The 24970-nt window shown below is 55.8% G+C and carries 20 protein-coding genes, 1 tRNA gene and 1 other RNA gene; 8 read left to right on the top strand and 14 right to left on the bottom strand.

Features of this window, described 5'->3' with window-relative positions; translation table 11 throughout:
• Positions 1-16: 16 nt before the first annotated feature.
• From bcsA to ACT3RR_RS12310, 5 genes are all read left to right on the top strand, one after another.
• The gene (gene bcsA, locus ACT3RR_RS12330) at positions 17-2116 is read left to right on the top strand and encodes a UDP-forming cellulose synthase catalytic subunit (protein ID WP_396131798.1); all 2100 of its coding nucleotides are present in this window, start codon (positions 17-19) and stop codon (positions 2114-2116) included.
• Positions 2113-4557 (top strand): cellulose biosynthesis cyclic di-GMP-binding regulatory protein BcsB, encoded by a 2445-nt coding sequence (gene bcsB / locus ACT3RR_RS12325; RefSeq protein WP_353503694.1) that lies wholly within the window; start codon positions 2113-2115, stop codon positions 4555-4557. Before bcsA ends, bcsB begins: the two co-directional genes overlap by 4 nt.
• Before the next feature lie 48 nt (positions 4558-4605).
• Positions 4606-8442, top strand: a complete 3837-nt coding sequence (locus tag ACT3RR_RS12320) for a cellulose synthase subunit BcsC-related outer membrane protein (RefSeq protein ID WP_496200407.1) — start codon at positions 4606-4608, stop codon at positions 8440-8442.
• A 20-nt stretch (positions 8443-8462) separates the two neighbouring features.
• Positions 8463-8942 carry a cellulose biosynthesis protein BcsD gene (bcsD, locus tag ACT3RR_RS12315; protein WP_396131795.1) on the top strand — a complete coding sequence of 160 codons (480 nt, stop codon included), beginning with the start codon at positions 8463-8465 and terminating at the stop codon, positions 8940-8942.
• A 96-nt stretch (positions 8943-9038) separates the two neighbouring features.
• Positions 9039-9998 carry a glycosyl hydrolase family 8 gene (locus tag ACT3RR_RS12310; protein WP_496200485.1) on the top strand — a complete coding sequence of 320 codons (960 nt, stop codon included), beginning with the start codon at positions 9039-9041 and terminating at the stop codon, positions 9996-9998.
• A 116-nt stretch (positions 9999-10114) separates the two neighbouring features.
• On the opposite strand, the gene dppF is transcribed toward ACT3RR_RS12310, so the two are convergent.
• From dppF to dppA, 5 genes are all read right to left on the bottom strand, one after another.
• Positions 10115-11131 carry a dipeptide ABC transporter ATP-binding subunit DppF gene (gene dppF / locus ACT3RR_RS12305; protein ID WP_034794069.1) on the bottom strand — a complete coding sequence of 339 codons (1017 nt, stop codon included), beginning with the start codon at positions 11129-11131 and terminating at the stop codon, positions 10115-10117.
• Positions 11121-12146 (bottom strand): dipeptide ABC transporter ATP-binding protein, encoded by a 1026-nt coding sequence (gene dppD, locus ACT3RR_RS12300; protein WP_051899565.1) that lies wholly within the window; start codon positions 12144-12146, stop codon positions 11121-11123. Before dppD ends, dppF begins: the two co-directional genes overlap by 11 nt.
• Positions 12147-12156: 10 nt before the next feature.
• Positions 12157-13071 (bottom strand): dipeptide ABC transporter permease DppC, encoded by a 915-nt coding sequence (gene dppC, locus ACT3RR_RS12295; RefSeq protein ID WP_485902993.1) that lies wholly within the window; start codon positions 13069-13071, stop codon positions 12157-12159.
• Between the two features lie 10 nt (positions 13072-13081).
• A complete protein-coding gene (dppB, locus tag ACT3RR_RS12290) occupies positions 13082-14101 on the bottom strand; it encodes a dipeptide ABC transporter permease DppB (RefSeq protein ID WP_353503699.1) in 1020 nt (339 codons plus the stop codon).
• Between the two features lie 207 nt (positions 14102-14308).
• The gene (gene dppA / locus ACT3RR_RS12285; protein WP_353503700.1) at positions 14309-15916 is read right to left on the bottom strand and encodes a dipeptide ABC transporter periplasmic-binding protein DppA; all 1608 of its coding nucleotides are present in this window, start codon (positions 15914-15916) and stop codon (positions 14309-14311) included.
• Between the two features lie 697 nt (positions 15917-16613).
• Between dppA and ACT3RR_RS12280 the strand changes: the two genes are divergently transcribed.
• Together ACT3RR_RS12280 and ACT3RR_RS12275 are read left to right on the top strand one after the other, a co-directional pair.
• Complete coding sequence (locus ACT3RR_RS12280) at positions 16614-16850, top strand: ParD-like family protein (RefSeq protein WP_034794079.1); 237 nt, start codon at positions 16614-16616, stop codon at positions 16848-16850.
• Entirely contained in the window at positions 16819-17148 is a 330-nt protein-coding gene (locus ACT3RR_RS12275; protein ID WP_496200406.1) for a type II toxin-antitoxin system RelE/ParE family toxin, read from the top strand. The genes ACT3RR_RS12280 and ACT3RR_RS12275 overlap by 32 nt, the downstream gene beginning before the upstream one ends.
• An 82-nt stretch (positions 17149-17230) precedes the next feature.
• Here the strand turns inward: ACT3RR_RS12275 and ACT3RR_RS12270 are convergent.
• The 9 genes from ACT3RR_RS12270 to ACT3RR_RS12230 form a co-directional block, all read right to left on the bottom strand.
• Positions 17231-17359: non-coding RNA, RtT sRNA (locus tag ACT3RR_RS12270), on the bottom strand.
• 35 nt (positions 17360-17394) lie between these two features.
• A tRNA-Pro gene (locus ACT3RR_RS12265) sits at positions 17395-17471 on the bottom strand.
• Positions 17472-17572: 101 nt separating this feature from the next.
• Positions 17573-19258, bottom strand: a complete 1686-nt coding sequence (gene eptB, locus ACT3RR_RS12260; protein ID WP_496200405.1) for a kdo(2)-lipid A phosphoethanolamine 7''-transferase — start codon at positions 19256-19258, stop codon at positions 17573-17575.
• 224 nt (positions 19259-19482) lie between these two features.
• Entirely contained in the window at positions 19483-19905 is a 423-nt protein-coding gene (locus ACT3RR_RS12255) for an organic hydroperoxide resistance protein (protein ID WP_034794086.1), read from the bottom strand.
• A gap of 155 nt (positions 19906-20060) precedes the next feature.
• Positions 20061-20525, bottom strand: a complete 465-nt coding sequence (locus ACT3RR_RS12250) for a MarR family winged helix-turn-helix transcriptional regulator (RefSeq protein ID WP_353503703.1) — start codon at positions 20523-20525, stop codon at positions 20061-20063.
• Positions 20526-20590: 65 nt separating this feature from the next.
• Complete coding sequence (locus tag ACT3RR_RS12245) at positions 20591-20878, bottom strand: type II toxin-antitoxin system RelE/ParE family toxin (RefSeq protein WP_485902989.1); 288 nt, start codon at positions 20876-20878, stop codon at positions 20591-20593.
• 4 nt (positions 20879-20882) lie between these two features.
• Positions 20883-21218: a type II toxin-antitoxin system RelB/DinJ family antitoxin gene (locus tag ACT3RR_RS12240; RefSeq protein WP_485902988.1), complete on the bottom strand. Its 336-nt coding sequence runs from the start codon at positions 21216-21218 to the stop codon at positions 20883-20885.
• A gap of 15 nt (positions 21219-21233) precedes the next feature.
• Positions 21234-22676 carry an alpha/beta hydrolase gene (locus ACT3RR_RS12235; RefSeq protein WP_496200404.1) on the bottom strand — a complete coding sequence of 481 codons (1443 nt, stop codon included), beginning with the start codon at positions 22674-22676 and terminating at the stop codon, positions 21234-21236.
• Positions 22677-22690: 14 nt separating this feature from the next.
• Positions 22691-22891 carry a type II toxin-antitoxin system RelE/ParE family toxin gene (locus ACT3RR_RS12230; RefSeq protein ID WP_496200403.1) on the bottom strand — a complete coding sequence of 67 codons (201 nt, stop codon included), beginning with the start codon at positions 22889-22891 and terminating at the stop codon, positions 22691-22693.
• A 220-nt stretch (positions 22892-23111) separates the two neighbouring features.
• Between ACT3RR_RS12230 and atzF the strand changes: the two genes are divergently transcribed.
• Positions 23112-24959, top strand: coding sequence for an allophanate hydrolase (gene atzF / locus ACT3RR_RS12225; protein ID WP_496200402.1), 1848 nt, complete (start codon positions 23112-23114; stop codon positions 24957-24959).
• The last annotated feature ends 11 nt before the right edge of the window (positions 24960-24970 follow it).

The following is a 24970-nucleotide window of genomic DNA, read 5'->3' as shown; positions in this document are numbered from 1 at the left end:
AGCGATCCTAAAAGCGATGAATAAATTCCTATTCTCCCTGCTCGTACTTCTTTTACTGCCCGTTGCGGCAGTTATTATCATTACCCCTATGGATAGCCAGAAACAGTATATTTTTGGCTTAATCAGTATCGGCCTGTTATTTATTCTGGGTCGAATCAAACACCGCCGCATTTCTATTGTGCTGGTCATTCTGTCGGTACTGATGTCCACCCGATATATCTACTATCGGGCCACTGAAACCCTGCATTTCAACTCCACTATTGAAACCATTTTGGGCCTGGGCCTATTCTTGGCGGATATTTATGTCTGGGTGGTCTTAATGCTGGCCTATTTACAGACCATGTGGCCATTGAATCGCACCATCGAACCTCTGCCTGCCGACATGTCGTTATGGCCGACGGTAGATATTTATATCCCGAGTTATAACGAAAGTTTGGACGTGGTGCGCGATACCGTGCTGGCGGCACAATGCATTGATTATCCACAGGATAAGCTGAAAATTTATCTTTTGGATGACGGCAAGCGCGATGAATTTGCGGTGTTCGCCGCCGACGTCGGCGTGGGTTATATCACCCGTAATAATAATGCCCATGCCAAAGCCGGCAATTTAAATAATGCGATGAAATTAACCCGTGGCGAGCTTATTTGTATTTTCGACTGCGACCACGTGGCGACCCGGGTCTTTTTACAGGCCACCGTGGGCGGTTTCCTGAAAGACGAAAAATTGGCGCTGGTGCAGACTCCGCACTATTTCTACTCCCCCGACCCTTTCGAGCGCAACCTGTCAATTGGCCGCAATATTCCCAAAGAAGGCTCGCTGTTTTACGGCCCAATTCAGAAAGGAAATGACAACTGGAACGCCACCTTCTTCTGCGGCTCCTGCGCGGTTATTCGCCGCAGCGCGCTGGATGAAATTGGCGGCTTTGCCGTAGAAACCGTCACCGAAGATGCCCATACCGCGCTGAAAATGCAGCGTCTGGGCTGGAAGTCGGCCTTCTTGGCTATTCCGCTGGCCGCTGGCTTAGCCACCGAGCGACTGGGCCTGCACGTCATCCAGCGTACCCGCTGGGCGCGCGGCATGACGCAAATCCTGCGCATGGATAATCCATTGTTTGGTCGCGGGCTGACCTTCCCACAGCGCCTGTGCTACCTGAACGCGATGATAAGCTTCCAGTCCGGTTTGCCGCGCGTGGTGTTCCTGACCGCGCCGATCGCCTTCCTGCTGTTCAACCTGAATATCATTGCCTCTTCTTCGAGCCTGATTTTTGCCTACGCCCTGCCGCATTTGGTGATGTCGATTTATATGAACTCGCGGCTTAACGGCAAATTCCGCTACTCCTTCTGGGGCGAGGTATATGACACCGTCATGGCCTTCCACCTGATTATCCCTACCCTGCTGACGCTGGTTTCGCCGAAAAGAGGCAAATTCAACGTGACGGACAAAGGCGGCCTGCTCGACAACGGCTTCTTCGATTTCCACATCGTTAAGCCGCACATCATCGCGCTGACTCTGATGCTGATGGGCATCGGCTGGGGGCTTATTCGCGTGGTGTTCCACAACTATTTTGATGTCGATCCGAGCGTCATCGCGCTTAACGTGGCGTGGGGCAGCTTTAGCGTGCTGATCCTGCTGGCGGCCATCGCCGTGGCGAAAGAGACGCGTCAGGTGCGCAAAACCATTCGCGTCGAAGCCGCCATTCCGGCCATTATTCACTACGCCAATGGCATCTCCCTGCGCACCCAAACCATTGATATGTCGATGGGCGGCGTGCAGTTGGTGACGCCGGACGAGCGTTATATCAATGAAGAGATTGAAGAGGTGGAAATCCAGCTGGCCTCGGGCGCAGAGAGCTTCCCGGTCAGCCAAATCAGCGCCAATAAAGACCGTATCCGCCTGCAATTTGAAAATCTGCCGCTGGACAAACGCCGTGAGCTGGTGCGCGTGGTGCTGTCGCGCGCCGATGCGTGGATTGGCGATGAATACCCGCAAGACCGCCCACTGCACTCGCTATTTGGCATTGTGCGTTGCGTCTTTGACCTGTTCTTCGGCACCTGGCGCGAGCGCCGCGCCAAAAACAAGCTGCAAAAATCAGCCACTAAGAGTGAGGCAGCATGAAGTCATTACCTCATAAATCAACAGCTTCTGGGTTCTATCGCCGAGTATCTCAAGGCGTGCTGCTGGCCTTAGGCATGCTGCCGCTGGCCCAAACCAACGCGGAAGAGGCCCCGCCGGCCGCCAACGCTGACGCCAGCGCCCTGCCTGCTGCCCCCTCGTGGATGCCACCCGCACCGGCGGCATCCGCCGTGGAAACCGCGACGCCGCTGCCGGACGTCCCTGCACCTGTTGAAACCGCTCCTGCGCCCGTCGAAGTCACGCCAGCTCAGGTAGAAACAGCGCCTGCGGCCATGGTTCAGCCCTTCGCCAACAGCATCAGCGTGGCCGATATGGGCCAGAAAAACGGCTTAACCCTGAGCGGCGGTCAGCTACAGTCGGGGATTATTTTCACCCTGCCGACCGATCAGGTGATAACCAACGCCAAGCTTTCACTGGCTTTGAAAATCTCCCCGGCGCTGATTGCCCGCAATACCACGCTAGAGCTGATGCTCAACGGCCAGCCGCTGGGCAGCCTGCCGCTGAGTGAAGAGAGCAGCGCCGGCGACCTGTTCGAGCTGGATATTCCGTCAGCCATGGTGGTGTCGCGCAACAACCTCAGCTTCCGCGTGCATGACAACAACACCATGGCCTGTGAGAAGGACCAGTCGGACAAGTATTGGGTCCAAGTGCTGCCTACCTCGCATCTCAATCTGGAAGGCCAGCAGCTGAATATCGGCCGCGACCTCGGCAAGTTCCCGCGCCCGTTCTTCGACGCCCTGCAGATGCAAGAATCCATCGTGCCGATGGCTTTCACCTCGTCGCTACAGCCGCAGGATGTCAGCGCGGCGGCGATGGTCGCCTCCTATTTGGGCGTGTTGTCAGACTATCGCGGCGTGGATTTTCCGGTGGTGCTGAATGATTTACCCCAGCAAAGTGGCATTATCTTTGGCAAGCCGGGGGATAAAATCGGCTCGCTAACGCTGCCTGTCAGTCAGGGGCCGCGCATTCAACTAATTGATAACCCAAACAATCCGGTCTACAAACTGCTGCTAATCACCGGCAATGACGAAAACCAACTGCGCCAGGCCGCCTATCGTCTGATTAGCGCCCCGCTTCCGGCCAATACCGAATATCTCGACGTCACCCAGCAGACCATTCCGGCGCGCCAGCCTTACGATGCGCCGCACTGGATTGACACCACGCGCCCGGTCACGCTGGGCGAACTGGTTGCCCGTGACCAAAATCCGCTGACCGCCACCGGCATTTACCATAATGAAATCCACGTGCCGTTCCGCGCCGCGCCGGACCTGTTTATGTGGGATGGGCACACCATTCCGGTGAAAATCGATTACCGTTTCCCAACGGAAAACTGGATTGATGAAGATAACTCGCAGCTCAATGTGTCGATTAACGGCACCTTCCTGCGCAATCTGACGGTGAATAAAGTCGGCCTGCTGGAGAACGTCTGGCGGCGCATTGGCTTCGACAGCCGTCAGGAGAGCTACAACCTACAGCTTCAGCCGTACCTGATTTACGGTGATAACCAGCTGGCGTTCTACTTCGACATTCAGCCGAAAAAAGACGCGCCGTGCAGCATCACGAGCAGCGACAACATTAAGAGCCGCATCGACCCCAACTCTTACATCGATCTGAGCAACAGCTACCACTTTGCCCAGCTGCCGAACCTCTCTTACTTCGTCGGCGCGTCCTTCCCTTTCTCCAAACAGGCTGACTTCGCCGACACGCTGATGCTGCTGCCAGAAACGCCGTCGGCCGGGGAGGTTCATACCCTGCTGAACATGGCGGCGCGCGCGGGCAATGCCACGGGCGTGCCGGTCAATCACGTGGAAGTGGCTTTTGGTTTGAAAGGCAATGAGCAGGATAACCCACTGTTTGATAGAAATATTTTGGCTATTAGTACGCTGGGAGATTCGCCGTTTAATCAGCAATTGCTGCACGACTCGCCGTTTGTCATCAACAACAGTTCGCTAAGTGTGAAAACGCCGAGCCAGTGGCAAAGCGTGCTCGATGCCCTGACCGGCGACTGGTATCGCCAGCCTCTGGATGCTGACCGTTATCTCTCTTCAACGGGCGCGTGGCGCGGCTTTGCCAGTTATCGCTCGCCCTGGTCGCCGTCCCACGTGGTGGTGGTTGCCACCGGCACCGATGACCAGCAGCTGCTGAAAATCCACAGTGACCTTAAATCCTCGAAGATTAACGCCGGGGTGCGCGGCGATTTAGCCATTGTTACGGATGAAAACGGCATTCGCAGCTTCACCGTCGGCAAGCAGTTCCCGGCCGGGCAGATGCCGTGGTACATGATGGTCATCTGGTACGCCAGCTCGCATATCGTGATCTTGTCGCTTATCACCGTGGGTATCTCCCTGCTGCTTGGCCTCAGCCTGTATGTCCTGCTGGCAAGGCACGCGGCGAAGCGTCTGGGTAAGAAGCCGACGCAATGAACATAACAATAACGATGATATCTGACTCGGCGATCACCGGAGTTAACCATGAAAAACAATAAGCTATCTCTGGCGGTGTTCAGGGCGATTTATCTGGTAGGGATCGCCGGACTGGGAAGTGCTGCGCTGGCAGCCCATGCGGCGGACACCTCAAATCCGGCGCTGAAAGCCTTGTTCGATCAGGCGGCCTATTGGCACGATCGCGCCCACGATGATTTAGCCAAAGACGCGCTGAACAAAGTGCTGCTGGTTGACCCAAATAACGCGCAGGCGCTCTATTTGATGTCGCTCTATTCCCTGCAAAGTGGCGACAAGGCTGCCGCCAACCAGTGGCGGGACAAGCTGAGCGCCGTGTCGCCGCAGGATCCGCGTCTTGCCTCGCTGAGCAATGCGAAAGCTGTGCAATCTATTCCCCCCGCCCAGCTGGCCGCCGCGCGGCAGATGGCGACGCAGGGCAATATCAGCGGCGCGCTGACGGCGTACCGCACGCTGTTCAATGGCGATCAGCCGCTGGACAGTCTGGCGAACGAATATTACCTGACCATGGCGGGCGACAAGTCACTGCAACCTCAGGCGATTCAGGGTTTGCAACAGCGCGTGGCCCAGCATCCTGAAGATGCCACGGCGCGCCTCGCGCTCGGCAAAGTGCTGACTTATCAAGAATCTACCCGCCGCGACGGCATTAATCTGCTCGGCAGCATGGCGGCCAATAGCCCGGAGGCCGATCGCTCGTTGCGTCAGGCGTTATTGTGGATGGTGCCGCGCGAAAGCGACCGCGAGCTGTATCAGGGTTATCAGGCGCGTCACCCCAATGACACCAGCGTGATGGCCTACTTCCAGAAGAATATTGGCGGCGCGGCGAAAAGTCAGGGGTTCGACGAGCTGAATAGCGGCAACGTCAACGATGCTAAATCGCAATTCAAAACTGTGTTAAACGGCAATCCAAACGACGCCGATGCCCTCGCCGGGCTGGGTTATATCGCGCAGCGCAATGGCGATTTTGCGGCGGCGGCGGATTACCTCTCCCGCGCGGCGCAACAGGGCGGCAGCAACAGCGCCCAATTGGCGACGCAGGCGCAGGACTCGCAGTTTTATGCCCAACTGAGCAAAGCCAAAAATGACGCTGGAGCGGGCAATTTCGACGCCGCGCTGGCCAGCCTCACGCCGCTGACCCAGGCCGGTGGCGACAAAGGGCTGTCCGCCAGCCTGCTGCGCGCCGACATTTTGCGCCGCAAAGGGGATCTGGCCGCCGCCGAGCAGCAGTACAGCCAGCTGGGTGACAATCCCGATGCCCGCGCCGGGCTGTACTACGTTTTACGCCAGCAGAATAAAACTGCCGAGGCCAATCAGGTACTGCAAACCCTGCCGACCGCGCTGCGCAATAAGCTGCAACCTCCGGCGGTGGCTGACGTCATCGAGCCAATGCGCCGTCAGGCCGCGCAGGCCGTCGCCAACAACGACCCGCAGCGCGCCCTGATGATTCTGCAACAGGCGCGCGAGAGGCAGCCGAACAACGTCTGGGTGAAGCTGGACATAGCGCGCATTCTGCAAAAACAGGGGCAAACCGCGCAGGCGCAGTCACTGATGGCGGGCGCGAATCAGCCGGGCGCGGGGGCCACCGAGCTTTATGCCGCCGCCCTGTTCGCTTCAGAAACCCAAAACTGGTCCAGCGCCAGCGCCCTGTTGGCGCGCATTCCGCGAGCCAGCCAGACCACCGCCATGCGTGAACTGGGCCAACGCGCGAATTTCAATCAGCAGATGGCTTCGGCAGAAACCTACTTACGCCAAGGGGATAGCGCCGCTGCCGCCAACACCCTGCGCGCCTTAGCGCAGAACCCGCCGTCGGCCCCTGCCGATGCGGGCGCGCTGGCGAAGAACTTAGCCGCCACCGGGCAAATTCCGCTGGCGGTGCAGGTTGTGCGCCAGAATATGCGTCAGGGCGTGCAGGGCAATGCCGGAGACTATGCCGACCAAATCACCGTACTGAATCAGGCGGGGCTGAGCGGCGAGGCGCAGGCATTCCTGCAAAACCCTCAGATTCAGGCCAGCTCGACACCAACGGAAATGGCCGGTATGCGCAACGGCTTTGTGATTAATCAGGCCGACGACCTGCGCGAGCAGGGCCAGTACGCGGCGGCTTACGACAAGCTGGTTGTCGCCCTGCAGGCCGATCCGCAAAACCGCGACCTGATGCTGGCGATGGCCCGTCTGTACCAGTCCGGCAAAATGAATAAACAGGCCGGTCAGGTTTATAACTACCTGATGAGCAACGACACGCCGACGCAGGACGCCAGGGTGGGTGCGATTAACATCGCGCTGGCAGAAGGCGATACCTCGCGGGCGCAGCAATTGATGAACGGTTTGACCGGCCCGCGCACCCCAGAGCGACTGCTGCTGGCGGCGCGAGTGGCCGAAGCCGAAGGCGACCATCAGCAGGCGCTGGCGCTGCTGCGTTCGGCGAAAGGCAAGATGATCGGGCTGGAAGGCGCGGATGGCGGCTCGTCGCAGATTGCCGGATTGCAACTGAGCGACAATCCGTTCATCAACCGTTCTACCCGCACCTCGCGCACCACCACGCAGTCGGTGTATGGCACGGTGATGCCGTGGCAGCAGTCGGACCAAACGGCTTCCACCAGCACGGCGCCTCTGCCGGGTGCGACGCCGACCGCCGTGGTTCAGCGTGATGCCACTGAAAAGCAGATCGACGATATGCTCGACCAGCTGCAAGATAGAACCGCCAACTGGGTGCAGGGCGAACTGTCGGTGCGCGGGCGCGATGGGGAAAGTGGTCTGAGCCAGTTGACCGAGGCCAAAGCGCCGATGAGCTTCTCCTTCGTGCCGTTCGACTCGTCGCGCGTCACGCTGGGGGTCACGCCGGTCACGCTGGACGCCGGTTCAAGCAGCGACAGCGCTAATAATCGCTTTGGTACTGGCGCGCTGCACGGCGAACTCAGCCCGCTGGCTCAGGCGCAGCAAAATGCTTCCAACACTCCGGCCTCGCCGTCGCAGTACATTGCCAAAGAGTCTTCAGGTTCGCAGAGCGAATCCGGCGTCGAGCTTAACGCCGCGCTGAGTGGCGATAACTACAAAGTGGACGTCGGCTCCACGCCGCTGGGTCAGGATTTAACCTCGCTGGTCGGCGGCGCACAGTGGGCGCCGAAACTGGGCGACTTCACCACCCTGACCGTGACCGCCGAGCGCCGCGCCGTTAACGACAGCCTGCTCTCTTACGTCGGCGCCCGAGATGCCTACACCGGCGACAAGTGGGGGCAAGTCACCAAAAACGGCGGCAGCGTCAATTTATCCTATGACGACGGCGACGCCGGTTTCTATGCAGGTGGCGGCTACTACAGCTATCTGGGCGACCACGTCACCTCGAACAAGGCGGTTAACGCCAACGTCGGTTTATATATCCGACCTTATCGTTATGACGACCGCGAGCTGAAAACCGGGGTAAACGTCGGCTATATGAATTTCGACAAAAACCTCAGCTACTTCAGCTATGGTCAGGGTGGCTACTTCAGCCCGCAAAACTACGTCAGCGTGTCATTCCCGGTGGAATACACCCAGAAATATAACGATTGGGATCTGAAACTCAGCGGCTCGGTCGGCTATCAGTCTTACACTCAGGACGAAAGCCCGTACTTCCCGGAAGACGCAAACCTGCAAAGCCAGTTGGAACAGCTGGTTGCCGATGGCAAAGCGCAGGAAGCCTTCTACTCCGGCGGCTCGAAAAACGGCATCGGCTGGAACGCGGGTGTCGGCGGCAACTACCATCTGAACAAAAATATGCAGATTGGCGGGCAAGTGGGCTATGACACTTTCGGCGACTACAATGAAAGCAAAGCTCAGCTCTACTTCCGCTATCTTATGGGCCAGAATTGATCTCAGTGATGGAAAAAACCATGCAACAACAAGACTATACACGGGTCGAGCAGCAGTATTATCGCCAGCGTAAACAGACGTCTGGCTGGCAAAATCTGGTGCAGGTGCTGTTCTCAGGGATCCTTTCCTCAGCGGATGATGAAGACGGGCGACGCTTTCTGGCACTGATGGGCAGCAATTTAGCCAGACAATATCCTCTTCCGACGGCGGCCACATTGGGTGAGCTGGAAGACCAGCTCAATCAGCTGCTCGGCCAGTTCGACTGGGGCGTGGTGAAGATTGAGGCGACCAACCAGCAGCTGACGCTGGCCCATATCGCCTGGCCTGCGGCCCCGCAGGGCAGTGATGAGGCCCTGTGGCAAATCGCGCTGGTTGCGGTACTGGAAGGGGCATATGGCGAATGGCTACTGGCCCAGGGCGGGCAGGCTTCGGTATCACTCCGCTGGCAGGAAAGCGGCCGCGAAGGCGTGCTGCTTTTCCGTTATCAAAATGGATTGTAAGGAATTTTTATGTTGTCAGTTCGGGCACGTCGCCTGCTGTTGTGGCTTGGCGTTTTCTGTTCACTGGTTTCAGCAACACTGTTCTCTGCGGCTGTAATGGCGCAGGACAATGGCTGGTCGCAGAGCAATGGCTGGTTAGAGTATAAAAGCCGATTTCTGCTGGCCGACGGGCGTATCACCGACACCGCCAACAAAGGCGTGAGTCATACCGAGGGGCAGGGTTTCAGTATGCTGCTGGCGGTGTACAACAATGATCAGGCGACTTTCGACCAGCTGTGGCAATGGGCCAATAAGAACCTGTATCGCAAGGATATTGGCCTCTATTCGTGGCGCTATGACCCGAATGCCACTCCCAAAGTAGCGGACAAGAATAACGCCTCTGATGGCGATACCTTAATGGCCTGGGCGCTACTGCTGGCGGGCGATCGCTGGCATGACCCGCGCTACACGCAGGCTTCGGACAAGCTCCAGTCGGCGCTCATCAAGAAAACGGTGATCGACTACGCCGGATATAAAGTGATGCTGCCGGGCGTTTCGGGCTTTAACCAGACCAGCTCGATAACCCTCAACCCGTCCTATTTCCTGTTCCCCGCGTGGCAGGCGTTTTACCAGCATAGCCATTTGAAAGTGTGGAAAGATCTCGATGAAAGCGGCGTCGCGCTGCTCGGCAAGATGACCTTTGGCGAACTGCGTTTGCCGACTGACTGGGTGACGCTGCAAGCCGACGGCACCCTGCTACCCTCCAGCAAATGGCCGCCGCGCTTTAGCTACGACGCGGTGCGCATCCCGCTCTACCTCGGTTGGGCGCACGCTGGCAGCCCTGGGCTCGCGCCTTATATCCAGTGGTGGCAGAAATCACCACGCGACGCCACGCCTGCCTGGGTTGACGTCATGACCGGCACCAAGGCGGAGTACAATATGTCCCCCGGCCTGCTGGCAATCCGCGATTTCACCATGGCAAATCGCAGCGCCATCAGCCCCGACCTCGCACCAAAAGATGACTACTACTCCTCGACCCTGCAACTGCTGGCTTGGTGGGCGAGTCAGGGGAAATAATTGTATAAATGCAATGGATTGGCTGAGTATCCATTGCATATTTAATATGATTTGGACGAAAAAAAGCCCGCAATCGCGGGCTTTTTGATTTTCAGCAAAGGAGTCGAAGCCGGTTGTTAGGCCACGGTTTGCGTCTGGCCGTTTTCGTCTTGGTCGACGGCGAAGCAGGCCACCAGCTGGTCGCCGTACTGTTTGAGCTGCGGCTGGAACTGCTTGCAGGTGCTGAAGGCGCGGCGGCAGCGGGCGTTGAACGCGCAACCGGCCGGTGGGTTCAGCGGGCTTGGCAGTTCGCCGGTCAGCTTGATGCGCTCGCGGCGTTCATCCGGATTCAGGCGCGGCGTGGCGGAGAGCAGCGCTTGGGTGTACGGATGGCGCGGATTGTTGAAGATGGCGTCTTTCGAGCCTTTCTCCACGCAACGGCCGAGGTACATCACCATCACTTCGTCGGCGATATGCTCTACCACAGACAGGTCATGCGAAATGAAGACGTAAGACAGACCGAGGTCTTTCTGCAAGTCCATCATCAAGTTCAGCACCTGCGCGCGCACCGAGACGTCCAGCGCGGACACCGGCTCATCGGCAATCACCACGTCCGGGTCTAACATCAGACCGCGGGCAATGGCGATACGCTGACGCTGGCCGCCGGAGAACATGTGCGGATAGCGGTCGTAATGCTCAGTTTTCAGACCCACTTTGGCCATCATTTCGAGGGCTTTTTCGCGGCGCTCTTTGGCTGACAGCTTGGTGTTGATCAGCAGCGGCTCTTCGAGGATCTGCCCGACTTTCTTACGCGGGTTCAGCGATCCGTAAGGATTCTGGAACACGATTTGGATCTTCTGGCGGCGCAGCTTTTCGGCCGTGGCGTCAGGCTTGAGCAAATCCTGACCGCGATAGTAAAGCTCACCGCCGGTGGGGATTTCAATCATGGTCAGCAGGCGGCCCAGCGTGGACTTACCACAGCCAGACTCGCCCACCACTGCCAGCGTTTTGCCGCGTTCGAGGTCAAAAGAGACGCCGTCGAGGGCTTTCACCGTGCGCTCAGGAGCAAACAGCCCCTTCTTCACCGGATAGTGTTTCTTCAGGTCAATCGCCTGCAATAGCGGCTCTGACTTCACAGAATTATCATGACTCATAGGTTGGTCTCCCGGCATCATCGAGCGGGTAGTGGCACTTCGACTGGCGTCCATTGCCCAAGTCGCGCAGTGCAGGTTCTTCTTTACGGCAGCGATCGTTAGCATACGGGCAGCGCGGGTTGAGCAGGCAGCCGTTCGGGCGGTCATATTTACCCGGCACGACACCCGGTAATGACTGCAAACGGGCCTTGTCCGCCGCAAATTCCGGCAGGGAACGCAACAGGGCTTGGGTGTACGGGTGGCGCGGCGCGCGGAAAATTTCCGAGGCGCGGGCTGATTCCACCACCTGCCCGGCGTACATCACGATGATGTGCTGCGCGGCCTCGGCAACCAGTGCCAGGTCGTGCGTGATCAGCATCAGCGCCATGTTCTCTTTCTGTTGCAGCTCCAGCAGCAGCTCAATGATCTGCGCCTGAATGGTCACGTCGAGCGCGGTGGTCGGCTCATCGGCAATCAACAGTTTTGGACGGCAAGCAATCGCCATGGCAATCATCACGCGCTGGCTCATGCCGCCCGAAAGCTGGTGCGGATAAACATCAAGGCGCGAAGCGGGATCAGGAATGCCCACCAGCGTCAGCAGGTCAATAGTGCGCTGACGACGCGTTTTGCGGTTGCCGCCCTGATGCACCTTGATGGCTTCCATGATCTGGAACCCTACGGTGTAGCACGGGTTGAGGCTGGTCATCGGGTCCTGGAAAATCATCGCGACTTCGGCACCGACAATCTGGCGGCGCTCTTTTTCGCTCATTTTTTGCAGGTCGCGACCACCAAACTCCAGCGTCTCAGCCATCACTTTGCCGGGGAAGTCGATCAACCCCATCAGCGCCAGTGAACTGACGGATTTACCCGAGCCGGACTCGCCAACAATGCCGACCACTTCGCCCTGTTTAACGCTGTAGCTGATACGGTCAACCGCGCGGAACGGCGTGCCTTCGTCACCAAAGTGAACGGAAAGCTTATCTACGGTCAGCAGGGTTTTGCCAACCGGTACATCTTTAATCAATGTGGTTTCCATCTCTCGTCCCTTACTGCTTGAGTTTAGGGTCAAGGGCGTCGCGCAGACCGTCACCCATCAGGTTAAATGCCAGTACCGTCAACAGAATGATCACGCCCGGGAAGGTCACCACCCACCACGCGCTCTGAGCAAACTGCAATACGTCGGACAGCATAGTGCCCCACTCAGGCGTTGGCGGCTGTGCGCCCATGCCGAGGAAGCCGAGAGCCGCCATATCCAGAATGGCGTTGGAGAAGCCGAGCGAGGCCTGAACAATCAGCGGCGCTAAGCAGTTAGGTAAAATGTTCACAAACATCTGGCGCGTGGCACCGGCACCCGCCACGCGAGAAGCCGTCACGTAATCACGGTTCACTTCGACCAACACCGCAGCGCGGGTCAAACGCACATAGTGCGGCAGGGCGACGAAGGTCAGAGCCAGCGAGGCGTTGACTATCGACGGGCCGAAAATCGCCACCAGTACCAGTGCTAACAGCAGGCTTGGCAGCGCCAGCATGATGTCAACGATACGCATGATAGTGGCGTCAACCACGCCGCCGTAGTAACCGGCGAACAGGCCAAAAATAACGCCAAGGATCAGCGACAGCACTACCACCAGACAGCCGACCAGCAGCGACAGGCGCGCGCCGTACATCAGGCGAGACAGGATATCGCGGCCCACGTCGTCGGTGCCTAACAGGAACTTCCAGCTTCCGCCTTCCTGCCAAACCGGTGGGCGCAGCAGCGCGTCACGGAACTGTTCCGCCGGGCCGTGGGGTGCAATCACGTTAGCGCCAATGGCGATAACCAGCATGATGATGATGTAAACCAGGCCAGTCACGGCCCCTTTGTTGCGCTTAAAGTAGTGCCAGAATTCGCGCATTGGCGGCATCGGCGTCGGCGCTGCCGTCACTATTTCGTTAGCAACGGGCTCTGTAACTTGAGACATAGTGAGCCCCTTATTTTCTGTGGCGAATACGCGGGTTGACCACGCCGTAGAGCACGTCTACCAGCAGGTTAACCACGATAATCAGAATGGCGACCAGCAAGACACCGCCCTGCACGACCGGATAGTCGCGGCGTTGTAATGCATCAATCAACCAGCGGCCGAGTCCTGGCCAAGAGAAGATGGTTTCCGTCAGGATGGCGCCGCCAAGCAGCGTACCGACCTGCAAACCAATGATGGTCACGACGGGCAACAGCGCATTGCGCAGTGCGTGGACCACGATGACGCGCATACGGCTCACGCCTTTGGCACGCGCGGTGCGGATGTAGTCTTCGCCCAGCACTTCCAGCATGGAAGAGCGGGTCATACGTACGATAACCGCCAGCGGGATAGTCCCGAGTACGATGGCAGGCAGGATCATGTGCATCACGGCGTCTTTGAAGTCACCCGGCTCGCCCCAGATTAAGGAGTCGATCAGCATGAAGCCGGTTAACGGCTGGCTGTCATCAAGGAACACGGTGTCGCTTATTCGCCCCGACACGGGCGTGAGGTTAAGATGCACCGAGACCAGCATCACCAGCATGATCCCCCACCAGAAGATCGGCATCGAGTATCCCGTCAATGAGATACCTACGGCGGTGTGGTCAAAGATGGAACCGCGCTTCACCGCTGCCAATACCCCCACGGGTATACCGACGATCACCGCGAAAATCATGGCGCAAATGCCTAATTCCAGCGTGGCTTTGAAACGTGGCACAAACTCCTGCCAAACAGGGACGCGGCTTTTTAACGAGACGCCAAGGTCGCCGTGCAGCACCCCTGTCACATAGTGGAAGTATTGTTGATACAGCGGCTTGTCGAGGCCCATTTCGGCCATCAGCTGTGCGTGGCGCTCAGCAGAAATACCGCGTTCTCCGGCCATGATGGTCACCGGGTCGCCTGGAATCATGTGCACGAAGGCAAAAGTCAGCAAAGTGATGCCGATAAACGTTGGGATAACTAACCCCAGACGTCGGAGTATGAACTGAAACATATCCCGTACTCTCTTGTATAAAATGCCCGGAGAACCGTAGCTCGCCGGGCTTATTGTTAGCTCACATTTATTTCTTTACTAATGGATTCAAGGCTGTAGTGAATGGCCCGCGAACAAGGCGGAGGAGCGCAGCAATCAAGACATACCATTAGGTAGGCGAAGATTGCGAGCACCGCACAACGCGGTTCCCGGGTCATTCAGTAAGCTTTACTCCACAGAAACGTTTTCGAAGTGGTGCTTGCCCAGTGGATCTACCACATAGCCTTTGACTTCTTTGCGCACTGGCTCATAAACGGTGGAGTGAGCCACGATCAGCGCAGGCGCCTGGTCATGCATCACAACCTGAGCCTGTTGGTATAGCGCAGCACGTTTGGCGTGATCGGATTCAGCACGAGCTGGCTGAATCAGGTCTTCAAACGGCTTGTAGCACCAGCGAGAGTAGTTAGAGCCGTCTTTCGCCGCTGCACAGCTGAACAGAGTGGCGAAGAAGTTGTCTGGATCCCCATTGTCGCCGGTCCAGCCCATCATCACTGCCTGATGCTCACCCGCTTTGGCGCGTTTCAGATACTCGCCCCACTCGTAAGTCACGATGTTGGCTTTCACGCCCACTTTCGCCCAGTCAGCCTGAATCATCTCAGCCATGCGGCGAGCGTTCGGGTTGTATGGACGCTGAACAGGCATTGCCCACAGGTCGATGGTGAAGCCGTCAGCGTGGCCAGACTCTTTCAGCAGCTCTTTGGCTTTAACTGGATCGTATGGGTAATCAACGATGTCTTTGTTGTAGCCCCACATAGTTGGTGGGATCAGGTTCTTAGCCGCAGAGCCAGCACCCTGATAAACCGCGTCGATGATGGCTTGTTTGTTCACAGCCATGGTCAGTGCTTGGCGCACTTTCACGTCATCCAGCGGTTTTTTCTCAACGTTGAAGGAGACATAACCCACGTTCAGACCCGGTTGTTGCATCAGGTTGATGGTTTTGTCTTTCTTCATTGCCGCGATGTCAGCTGGGTTAGGGAACGGCATAACCTGACATTCGTTTTTCTGCAATTTGGCATAACGCACAGAAGCGTCAGGCGTGATGGAGAAGACTAAACGGTCGATCTGCGGCTTGGTGCCCCAGTAGCCTGGGAAGGCTTTGTACAGGATGCGGGAGTCTTTCTGGTATTGCAGCAACTGGAATGGACCAGTACCGATTGGGTTCAGGTCGACTTTCTCCGGCGTGCCGGCTTTCAGCATGTTAGCCGCATATTCGCCAGACAGGATTGACGCGAAGTCCATACCCAGGTCAGCCAGGAATGGCGCTTCAGGGCGGTTCAGCACGAACTGCACGGTGTAATCGTCAACTTTGACGATTTTGCTGATCAGGTCAGGCATGCCCATGCCTTCGAAGTATTCATAGCTGCCGCCAGAAACGCCGTGGTATGGGTTGTTTTTGTCTAACTGACGCTCAAAGGAGTAAACCACGTCATCCGCGTTGAAATCGCGAGTAGGTTTGAAATCTTTGCTGTCTTGCCACTTCACGCCTTTGCGCAGGTGGAAGGTGTAGGTTTTGCCATCTGGGGAGATGTCCCACTTCTCAGCCAGACCCGGCTGCAATTCAGTGGTACCAATTTTGAACTCTACCAAACGGTTGTAGATAGGCACGGAGCTGGCATCGTAAGTCGTACCAGAGGTGAACAGCTGTGGGTTAAAGCCTTCAGGCGAGCCTTCAGAACAATAAACTAAAGTTTTGGCTTGGACGCTGGCGGCCACGGTCAGCGCTATCAGGCCCATACTGAATTTCAGTAGCCCTGCTTTACCCAAGGAGATTTTCATCGCTTGTGCTCCATCTATTAATGGTGATGTGGATGTGTGTGTTGTATTTGCAGCTCACGCCCCCCTTTATTTTTTATAGACGGGAGGCTGTGTTGCCCAATTCGCTGCGGAAAGTCTTTCCAGAAAAAGGGAGGAACGCCGAGGAGGCGTTTTCTCAGGCAAAACTCGTAAACTTAGCGTTACAAAAAATTACCGGAAAAATCTTCTGGTCTTACTTCGGGCTATCAATTTGGCAACTCTGATGGATGACGTCAATATAACCAATAGGCATTTACAAAGACTGTGAGTAACAGCAAACAAACATAAAAAAACCTTTCTTTAACATATGCAGGATGAAAGTTCAGCCGTAAGCCATAAAGTCAACACATTCACCTATCTGACAGAATCATCTCAGCGCTTTACCCCGTTTTCATTCAAAAAAAATTTCTTGCCAAATGATGATTATATGAACGGTTATTGGTGTGATCGGGCCATAAGCCAGCGGAAAATGCTGAGGACGGATGAGATAATTCGCCGCGAACGCGCCAGAAAAGGGTGCAGATGGACGCCAAAATAGGGCCTTCGCTCTATTTTGGTGCAGAGGAGGAAATAGTGATTGTTTCCGAGTGAAAGAATTTTATTTGCGACATTTTGTTGCATATAGCGACATTATGCCGCAACCTGAGTCCCAGCATGCACACATGAAAAAGGTGAAATTATGGCAACCAGCATCAGGCTTGATGATGATTTTGTCAGTGAAGTAAAAATCCACGCAGAAGCCACCCATCGCAGTATCCCAAAGCAGATCGAGCATTGGGCGAAAATAGGCCGGATTGCCGAAGATAACCCTGACCTTACCTATCGATTTATTATGGAAACCCTCTTAGCCAAAAGTGAAATTGATAACCACAAGGTAACGCGTTATGTCAGAAGGACAGAGCGGTCAAAGGATTGATACGTTTGAGTCTCATCGTTTCTCAAAGGCATTAAATCGCTTACCGCAACAGCAGCAAGCCGTGGTGGAGGATGAGATTGAGCGCATACAGGACAACCCGACTATCGGCGAGTTAAAGAAAGGGGATTTGAATTACCTGCGGGTGCACAAATTCCAACTCAACAACCAGCTCGCGCTAATAGGCTACAGCTGGGTAGAAGATAAAATTGCACTGTATTTGCTGAGTCTGGATTCTCATGAAAACTTCTATAAGGAGCAGAAGAATCATCGGAAGGCTGATTTAAAGCTAATGAAATAGCTCCCAACCTCCTTCGGAGGTTCTCATCCTCATAAACTCCAGACGAAAAAAAACCTGCTTTAAAAAGCAGGTTTTTCAAATGTGGTCGGCGAGAGAGGATTACGCGCATCTGCGATGCTTGCCCTGCGGGCCGTTGCTAAAGCAACGTGGTCTCGCTGCGCTCGGCTCAAACCTCCTTCGGAGGTTCTCATCCTCATAAACTCCAGACGAAAAAAAACCTGCTTTAAAAAGCAGGTTTTTCAAATGTGGTCGGCGAGAGAGGATTCGAACCTCCGACCCACTGGTCCCAAACCAGTTGCGCTACCAAGCTGCGCTACTCGCCGAATTGGGCCGCATGTTACTGCTGCTGATTCAGAGCGTCAACGCCTTTTTATGACAACTCTGCTGACTGCTTAGAAATTCAGCGGAACCGGCATTTTCAGCCTTAAATACTGTCAGCAGACTGAGGTTTAGCACACCAATTATTGGCGGGATTGATACCACCGTCGGGCGAGGTATATCCCAGACAACCCAGAATTGAGTCGAATAACTCCTCGTGGCGTTTTTTACCCCCCACGCGCTGCTGGGCTTTTAACCTGTCGAAAGCTTCCTGATGGTCCGGCTGGGCGAGGAAGCTGTCGGACGCCCAGGCAATCATAGGTACGCGGAATTGCTCGTCAGGAGCCATCTGGCGCGGCGTGCCGTGCAGGTGGGAATTCTCATCAATCGACTCGCCGTGGTCGGCGGCATAGAACACCACGGCCTTTTTATCGCGCAGCGAGTCAATTACGTTGCCGATGAAGGTGTCGGTATACAGGACGCTATTATCAAAGGCGTTAATTAGCTGCGCCTTTGAACAGGAGCGATCTACGCCCATGCACTCGGGCGTGTAGCGCGCAAAGCTGCGCGGATAGCGCTGCGAATACTGATAGTGCGAACCTTTGGTGTGCAGAATGACTAAGTGTTTGCCCTGCGGATGGTTTTTCACCGACTCTTGCAATTCGTTCACCAGCAGCATGTCATCTACCGGCTTGCCGTCATTGCGCTTTTCCGAGGCGATAATTTCGCGGAAAGAGTAATTGTCAGTATTGGTGTTGTTGTAGAACCACACCTCACTTTGCATCGCAAACAGTTCAGAGCTAAAGCCCAGTGACTTAAGCACTGAAAACACATTCTTTTCTTTCAACGTGCGCTGTGGATTATCTTCTGCCCCGCCTTCCCGCACGAACATACAGCGCAGCGAGAGCTTAGTGGCGGTGTCGCACGAGGTGCCGCGAAACGCCACCAGATTCTCTTCTTGCGACAAACGCGGGGTGGTATCGCGCTCGTAGCCGAGGATGCCCATGTGGTCCCAGCGGGTGGTCTCGCCGATGATAAACACGACATAAGTGTCATCAATGCCCGCCGGCGGAATGTAGGTAAACTTTTTCGCCGGGTCTAACAAGTTACTGGCGTCATTGCTTTCATCCACCTGCGTATAGGCAAAAAGCCCCAGCGCAGCCAGCCAGTTAGAGGGTAAATAAGAGTGCGCGACCACGCCGCCGTAGCTCGGCAAGTCAATGTTGGTCAGTTTTTCATTCAAACTCTGCTGGCGATCCAGCATGCGCAGCGGCAGCCATACCAGCGCCACCACGGCGAGCAAAATAGCCAGCGGGAGCAGGCGCTGACCCGGCGTTTTTATCTGTTCAATCAGCGTTAGCCGCAGGTCATTTTTCCAAATAAGTATCAAAGGAATGATGCTGACAACGGCCATCCACAAAAAGAAATACCAGCCAATCACTTCTTTACTCAGGTCAATGTCGGTGGTCATGACCGAGGCAATAATGCCGTAGCCAATGACGACGTTGAACATCACCATGTAGTAGCTGGCGGCCACCGATATCAGCAGCAAAAAGCTGGCAATGATGCGGAAAAACAGGCGCCCGCCCAGTGATAACAGGCGCAGCAAGAAGAAGGTGAACAGCACGATGGCAACCACTTCTGTGAAGGCTTGAACCACTTCAGTCAGATTGAGGTTATGGGCCATCGGTGCAAAGCGGCGGTAAAACACGGAGACATTGAGGAAAATGCCGATGTAAATCGCTAACAAGAAGGAGAGATTTTGCTGCGATAGAGTCTTCACTCTATTCATGTAATGTGGTTTTCCAGACAGTTTTAGAAAGATTCTGAATCATTGTGACATGTTTGTTGGCCGGTGGTTCACCCATATTGGTCAGAAACGAGATTTGGCTAGGATTTCCAGAATGATCTGCATTAGGCGAAGCCCAAAACGAGAAAAGGAGGCCGAAGCCTCCTTTGTGGGTAAACCTGGTGTGGCAAACGCGTGACTAATGGGTTTCCACTGATGCCATTATTTTATTTTACGTTCAGAGTGACATCAATGTTGCCGCGAGTGGCATTAGAGTAAGGGCAGACATGGTGCGCTTTCTCCACCAGAGCTTCGGCTTCGCTGCGTTCGATACCTGGCAGAGTGATATCCAGCTGCACTTCTAAGCCATAGCCACCAGGGATTTCACCAATACCCACGGTCGCTTCGATTTTAGCGTCGGCAGGGATTTTCACTTTTTCTTTCGCGCCAACGGCTTTCAGAGCACCGAGGAAACAGGCTGAATAACCCGCGCCAAACAGCTGCTCAGGGTTCGTTGCACCACCCAATCCCCCCATCTCTTTCGGCAGGCCCAGTTTGACATCCAGCAGGCCGTCGTCAGAAACCGCACGGCCATCACGACCACCGGTGGAAGAGACATGAGCGCGGTACATTACTTTTTCGATAGACATATTTCATTCCTTTAAGACAGGTTGGGTTTAGGGTAAGAATTAATATCGCTATTTAATAGCGCACGACTTGTTAATCATTCGCAGACAAACTCGAAGCTCTACTCCGGACTTGTCTGCTGACTACAAAGAATTTCTCGCTGCCTGATATTCAGCAATCAGGACTTATCTTTCAGCCTTTCACGCAGGGACTCAAGCTGGCCCTTCAAGGCTGACATTTCATCGATATCACATTCAGTGGCGCACATAATCGCCTCCGGGATACCTTTTGCTTTTTCTTTCAGCGCTTTGCCGGCATCGGTCAGGGTAATAATCACCTGGCGCTCATCGGTTTTAGCCCGATTACGAACCAGCAGACCGGCAGTTTCCAAACGCTTTAACAGCGGCGTCAGGGTCGCGGAATCAAGGAATAGCTTTTCGCCAATTTCCGATACGATCACGTCATCACGCTGCCACAGCACCAGCATCACCAGATATTGCGGATAGGTCAGATCAAGCTCACCCAGCAGCTTACGGTAGACTTTATGCAGTGCCAGATTCGCGGAATACAGTGCAAAACACATCTGTTGATCCAGATGGAGCAGAGCATTGGTCGATATTGGTGATTCAGTTTTCGTCTTCATGGGCCTCAATATATATAGTGCGCGATTTTATCGCAAGCATTTTTTGACGTCATTTTGCTCGAAAGCTATTCGGGCCATTGTCGTGCGCTGTGTAAAACACGCAATATCTTGATCTTGTTAGGAGTTGATGGAAGAACAGCATAGACCACAATGAAGTGTGTTTCCGGAACAATCAGTTCGCGGGTTTCCGCCAAACGACCTTTTCTTCCCGATTCAGGGAAAATCAGCAACTGAGAGATATGATCTCTGATCCGAATATCAGTGCGTATTGCTGCTGGCACATTTTCCTTTGAGATATAGTCGAATATGTTTTCCCTGTCTTTTAGCGCCTGCTTTGACCATTCGAGCATCATCCCTCTACCTTTTTAGCAATTCTTCCCTGCGCTTGGCGAAATACGCCTCCACCTCTTTATGAGGTATGCCCGGCGAGTCGTCTTCCAGGGACTCCCGAACTTTAGCCTTAAACCATGTATCGTAAGCTTTTGAATCCGAGACAAACCCGGCTGGCAGCCCTCCTTCATTGGCGACTCGCGTCAATAAAATCCTCACAACATCAGAGAGGGTCAAACCAAGACTTTCAAGCACTGCGCTTGCTTTGTCCTTAATTTCTGAATCGATACGCGCCTGAACCAGAGCATTTGGCATCATGTTTTCCTCATTGGGCATTAAGCCCTTATTGTCATTCATTTGCATGACAACATCCACCTCTCATTGCGCAATTCTTTGCAGCATGTAGGGATAGAAGGGGTTCGATGACACGCGCATTAACTGATCCATGCTGACCACCAGCGCCCCGCTTTCACCTCGCGCGGCTAAGCGCCCAAGGTGAATACCATATTGTGGTGCGCCCTGCGGATTTCGCCCGTACAGCGAGTCGTCCAGCGGGAAAGGCAGCGCCACGTGGGATAGGGAATAAAACTCCGCAGGATAATCGATGCCGAGCGGCGTAGTGATTGTCTGAGTCTGCCCCGCCTCGGTGATTTGTGCCACCGTCGCTGCCTGTTCTGGCGATGCATTGGTGATAACCGTGGTTTGATAGTGTCGCGGCCCGGCGGGCAACAGCCGCTCAATGGCCGTTTCACTGGATGTACGCAACAACGGCCCGACATAGGCATTGCGGTTGATATCAATGAGCACCAGCTGGCTGCCATTGGCGGGTAACAGATTAAACAGGTGCGTGACCACCGCGCGAGTGCTGACGGTGGAATCCAGCACGGACTGGAAAGCCAGAATCGGCGGCAGTTGCGCCAGTTTGCCCGACTTGGCATCTGCACTGACCTGCTTTTGCAAAGCACGGGTCAACAGATAGGACTGTCGCGCGCCGTTCACCGGAAATGAGTTGTATTTGAACGGATTAAACTCCGGCAAAATATTTAACCACGCCGTTTTGGCAAAGGCGGGGAAAATCGCCGGCCAACCCGCGATACCGGCAAATCGCGCAAAGCTAGTGACGCCGATCATCGGCGAGATAAGCACTAAACGCGCAGGCCGCTCAAGCGATGCATCATCCAGCGCGTCCAGCGTGTACTTCACCGCCAGCGCCCCGCCGTTAGAGAAACCGACCATTTGCAGCGGGACGTCAGGACCCGCTGCGCGGCGGGCTTCGCGCACGGCGAGCCTTGTCGCCGCTAGCCACTGCGGCCAATCAACATTGGTCAGCCCGCCCGGCACGGTGCCATGCCCCGGCAGACGAATGCCCACCGCCACGAAACCGCGCCGCTGATAATCCTGAGCGATGTGCCGCAGGCTATAAGGCGAGTCGGTCAGGCCATGCAGCAGCACCACTGCGCCTCGGGGCTTCCCCTCGGGCATCAGCTCGTAAGACCGATTCCAGTCAGTGGCAAAATGCTCGGGATAAATCGGGCTACGGTTGTAATAGCGATTCAAAGGAATGCGATCTTCAGGTTCCAGCTTATCCGTAACCTGCTGTTTTACCTCTTCAAATGCGCGCTGTTCTGCCTTGAGATAATCCGCCCAGGTGCTTTTATCAAGCTGCACCTCGGTCAGTTCATCCGGAACCAAACGATGCCACGGCTCCAGCGGTGCTCCTTGAAGGGAGTCATAAGCACGGACGCCAAACAGAGTTAGCGCCACCAGCAACAGGGCAAATAGCGCTCTTTTCAAACGCCGCGACAATTTTCGAAAGTGCATGAAGTCAGTATTCCCTAGGGCCAGCGCTGGGCAGTGTGAATGATTCTAACGATATGAAGTTCAACGTCCCGTATCTGATAAATCATAATGTAATTTGGCCGAATCACTGCCTCACGTAAACCCGCGACTCTACTCTCTCTATAAATTAGCGGGTCGATACAGACCCGCTCAGAAAAGAGGTCAAACTCATCATCAAGCGCTATCGCAGCCTGCACATTACATTGCAGCCAATTTAAAGTCGCTTTTTTCTATTTTGTGCGTGGCAACTCGCAAAATTCCCGCGCCATTTTCGGTCATTTGCATTGCAACGTTGGTGCAACATTTGCGCAGTAGGGATCTAACCTCTTACAAAGTCCTTTAAAATCAAAAAGTAAAAATATGGCACAGCCTTTGCTTTGTTGAATTCAATCTTGTGTACCAGATGGAATTCAACCAATGAACGACAGCAAAAGCTCGGTAACTCCCCCTTTTCATGCCTTCACGTTATCTGACTGGCAACGGCACTACCTTTCTGCACCGGACAGTTTGCGCACTTCGCTGTCAATGGTTGTAGCCAGCCTGAACCCGCAAGACACCGCCTGGCTCTATCTGGCGACGCCCGCCCAGCTTGAGGCACAGTTTGCTCATCTGGAGCAGCTGCGCCGCGACGCTAATGGCTCGCTGGCTTCCCTGCCGCTGTTTGGCGTGCCTTTCGCGGTCAAAGACAACATCGACGTCGGCGGTTGGCCCACCAGCGCCGCCTGCCCTGAATTCACCTACGTCGCCCAAGACGACGCCACCGTGGTCGCCAATCTGCGCGCCAAAGGGGCGATCGTGGTCGGCAAAACTAACCTCGACCAATTCGCCACCGGCCTGGTGGGCACTCGCTCTCCGCGCGGGGCGGTGCGCAACACGTTCAACCCGGATTACGTCAGCGGCGGCTCAAGCTCCGGCTCGGCCTCGGTGCTGGCACGCGGGCTGGTCGCGTTCTCTTTAGGCACGGACACCGCCGGCTCTGGCCGCGTACCGGCCGGTTTTAACAATATTGTGGGCCTGAAACCGACCAAAGGCTGGCTGTCGAATAAAGGCGTGGTTCCGGCCTGCCGTTTGAACGATGCCGTCTCCGTTTTCGCCCTCACCGTGGAAGATGCCCAAGCCGTGGCGCACGCCGCCGGCGGGTATGACGCCGCCGACGCCTATTCGCGCGCCAACCCGCACACCGCGCCAGCCGCCATGTCGGCCCATCCGCGCTTCGCCGTGCCGAATAGTCTGGAATTCTTCGGCGACGCGCTGGCGGAGTTTGAATTTGACCAGGCCCTTGAGCGCCTGTCGGCCAGCGGCGTGACGCTGGTACCTATCGACTTCACGCCGTTCCGCGAACTGGCGGAGCAGCTCTATTACGGCGCGTGGGTGGCCGAGCGCACGGTGGCAGTGAGCAAAATCTTTGAAGAAACGCCAGAAGTGATGGACCCCACGGTGCGCGGCATTGTGGCGAACGGCCTGAATTACAGCGCCTGCGATGCGTGGCGGGCCGAATACCTGCGAGCCGAGCTGGCGCGCAAAATCAATCTGGCGCTCGAAGGTTTCGACGCGCTGATCGTCCCGACTTCCCCGACCATTCGCACGCTGGAAGAGATGGCGCAGGAGCCAGTACGCTACAACTCACAGTTCGGCACCTATACCAACTTCACCAATTTGGCGGACCTTTCAGCGCTGGCGCTGCCTGCCAGCATTCGCGCCGACGGCCTGCCGTCCGGCATCACGCTGATTGCTCCAGCATGGCACGACGACGCGTTAGCTGCCTTTGGTCGCCAGTGGCAGCGCAGCCTCTCCCTGCCTCTCGGCGCAACTGGCCGCGAGCTGAGCGCCAACGCGCTGATGCACGCCATTCCGACCAGTAAAGACCACGTGCGCGTCGCCGTGGTGGGGGCGCACCTGACCGGCATGCCGCTGAACTTCCAACTGACCCAGCGCAAAGCCGTGCGGGTCGAGCAGACCACGACCGCCGCCAACTACAAGCTGTTTGCGCTGGCCAACACCCAGCCGCCAAAACCGGGCCTGGTGCGAGCCGAGGGCGGCAGCGCCATCATCGTCGAGCTGTGGGACATTCCGCTGGCGCGCTTTGGCGAGTTCGTGGCGGAGATCCCCGCGCCGCTGGGCATTGGCTCGCTGCAACTGGCCGATGGCCGCACGGTGAAAGGCTTTATCTGCGAGCCGTGGGCGATTTCCGACGCCACCGACATTACCCATTTTGGCGGCTGGAGAAGCTACATCTCCCACCTCGCCTCCCTGAATCACGCCTGAGGATCTCGACA

This window comes from Ewingella sp. AOP8-B2-18, from assembly GCF_052376015.1.
GTDB lineage: Bacteria > Pseudomonadota > Gammaproteobacteria > Enterobacterales > Enterobacteriaceae > Ewingella > Ewingella allii.
The sequence above is the reverse complement of the archived record's forward strand: the minus strand, read 5'-3'. Positions and strand labels throughout refer to the sequence as shown.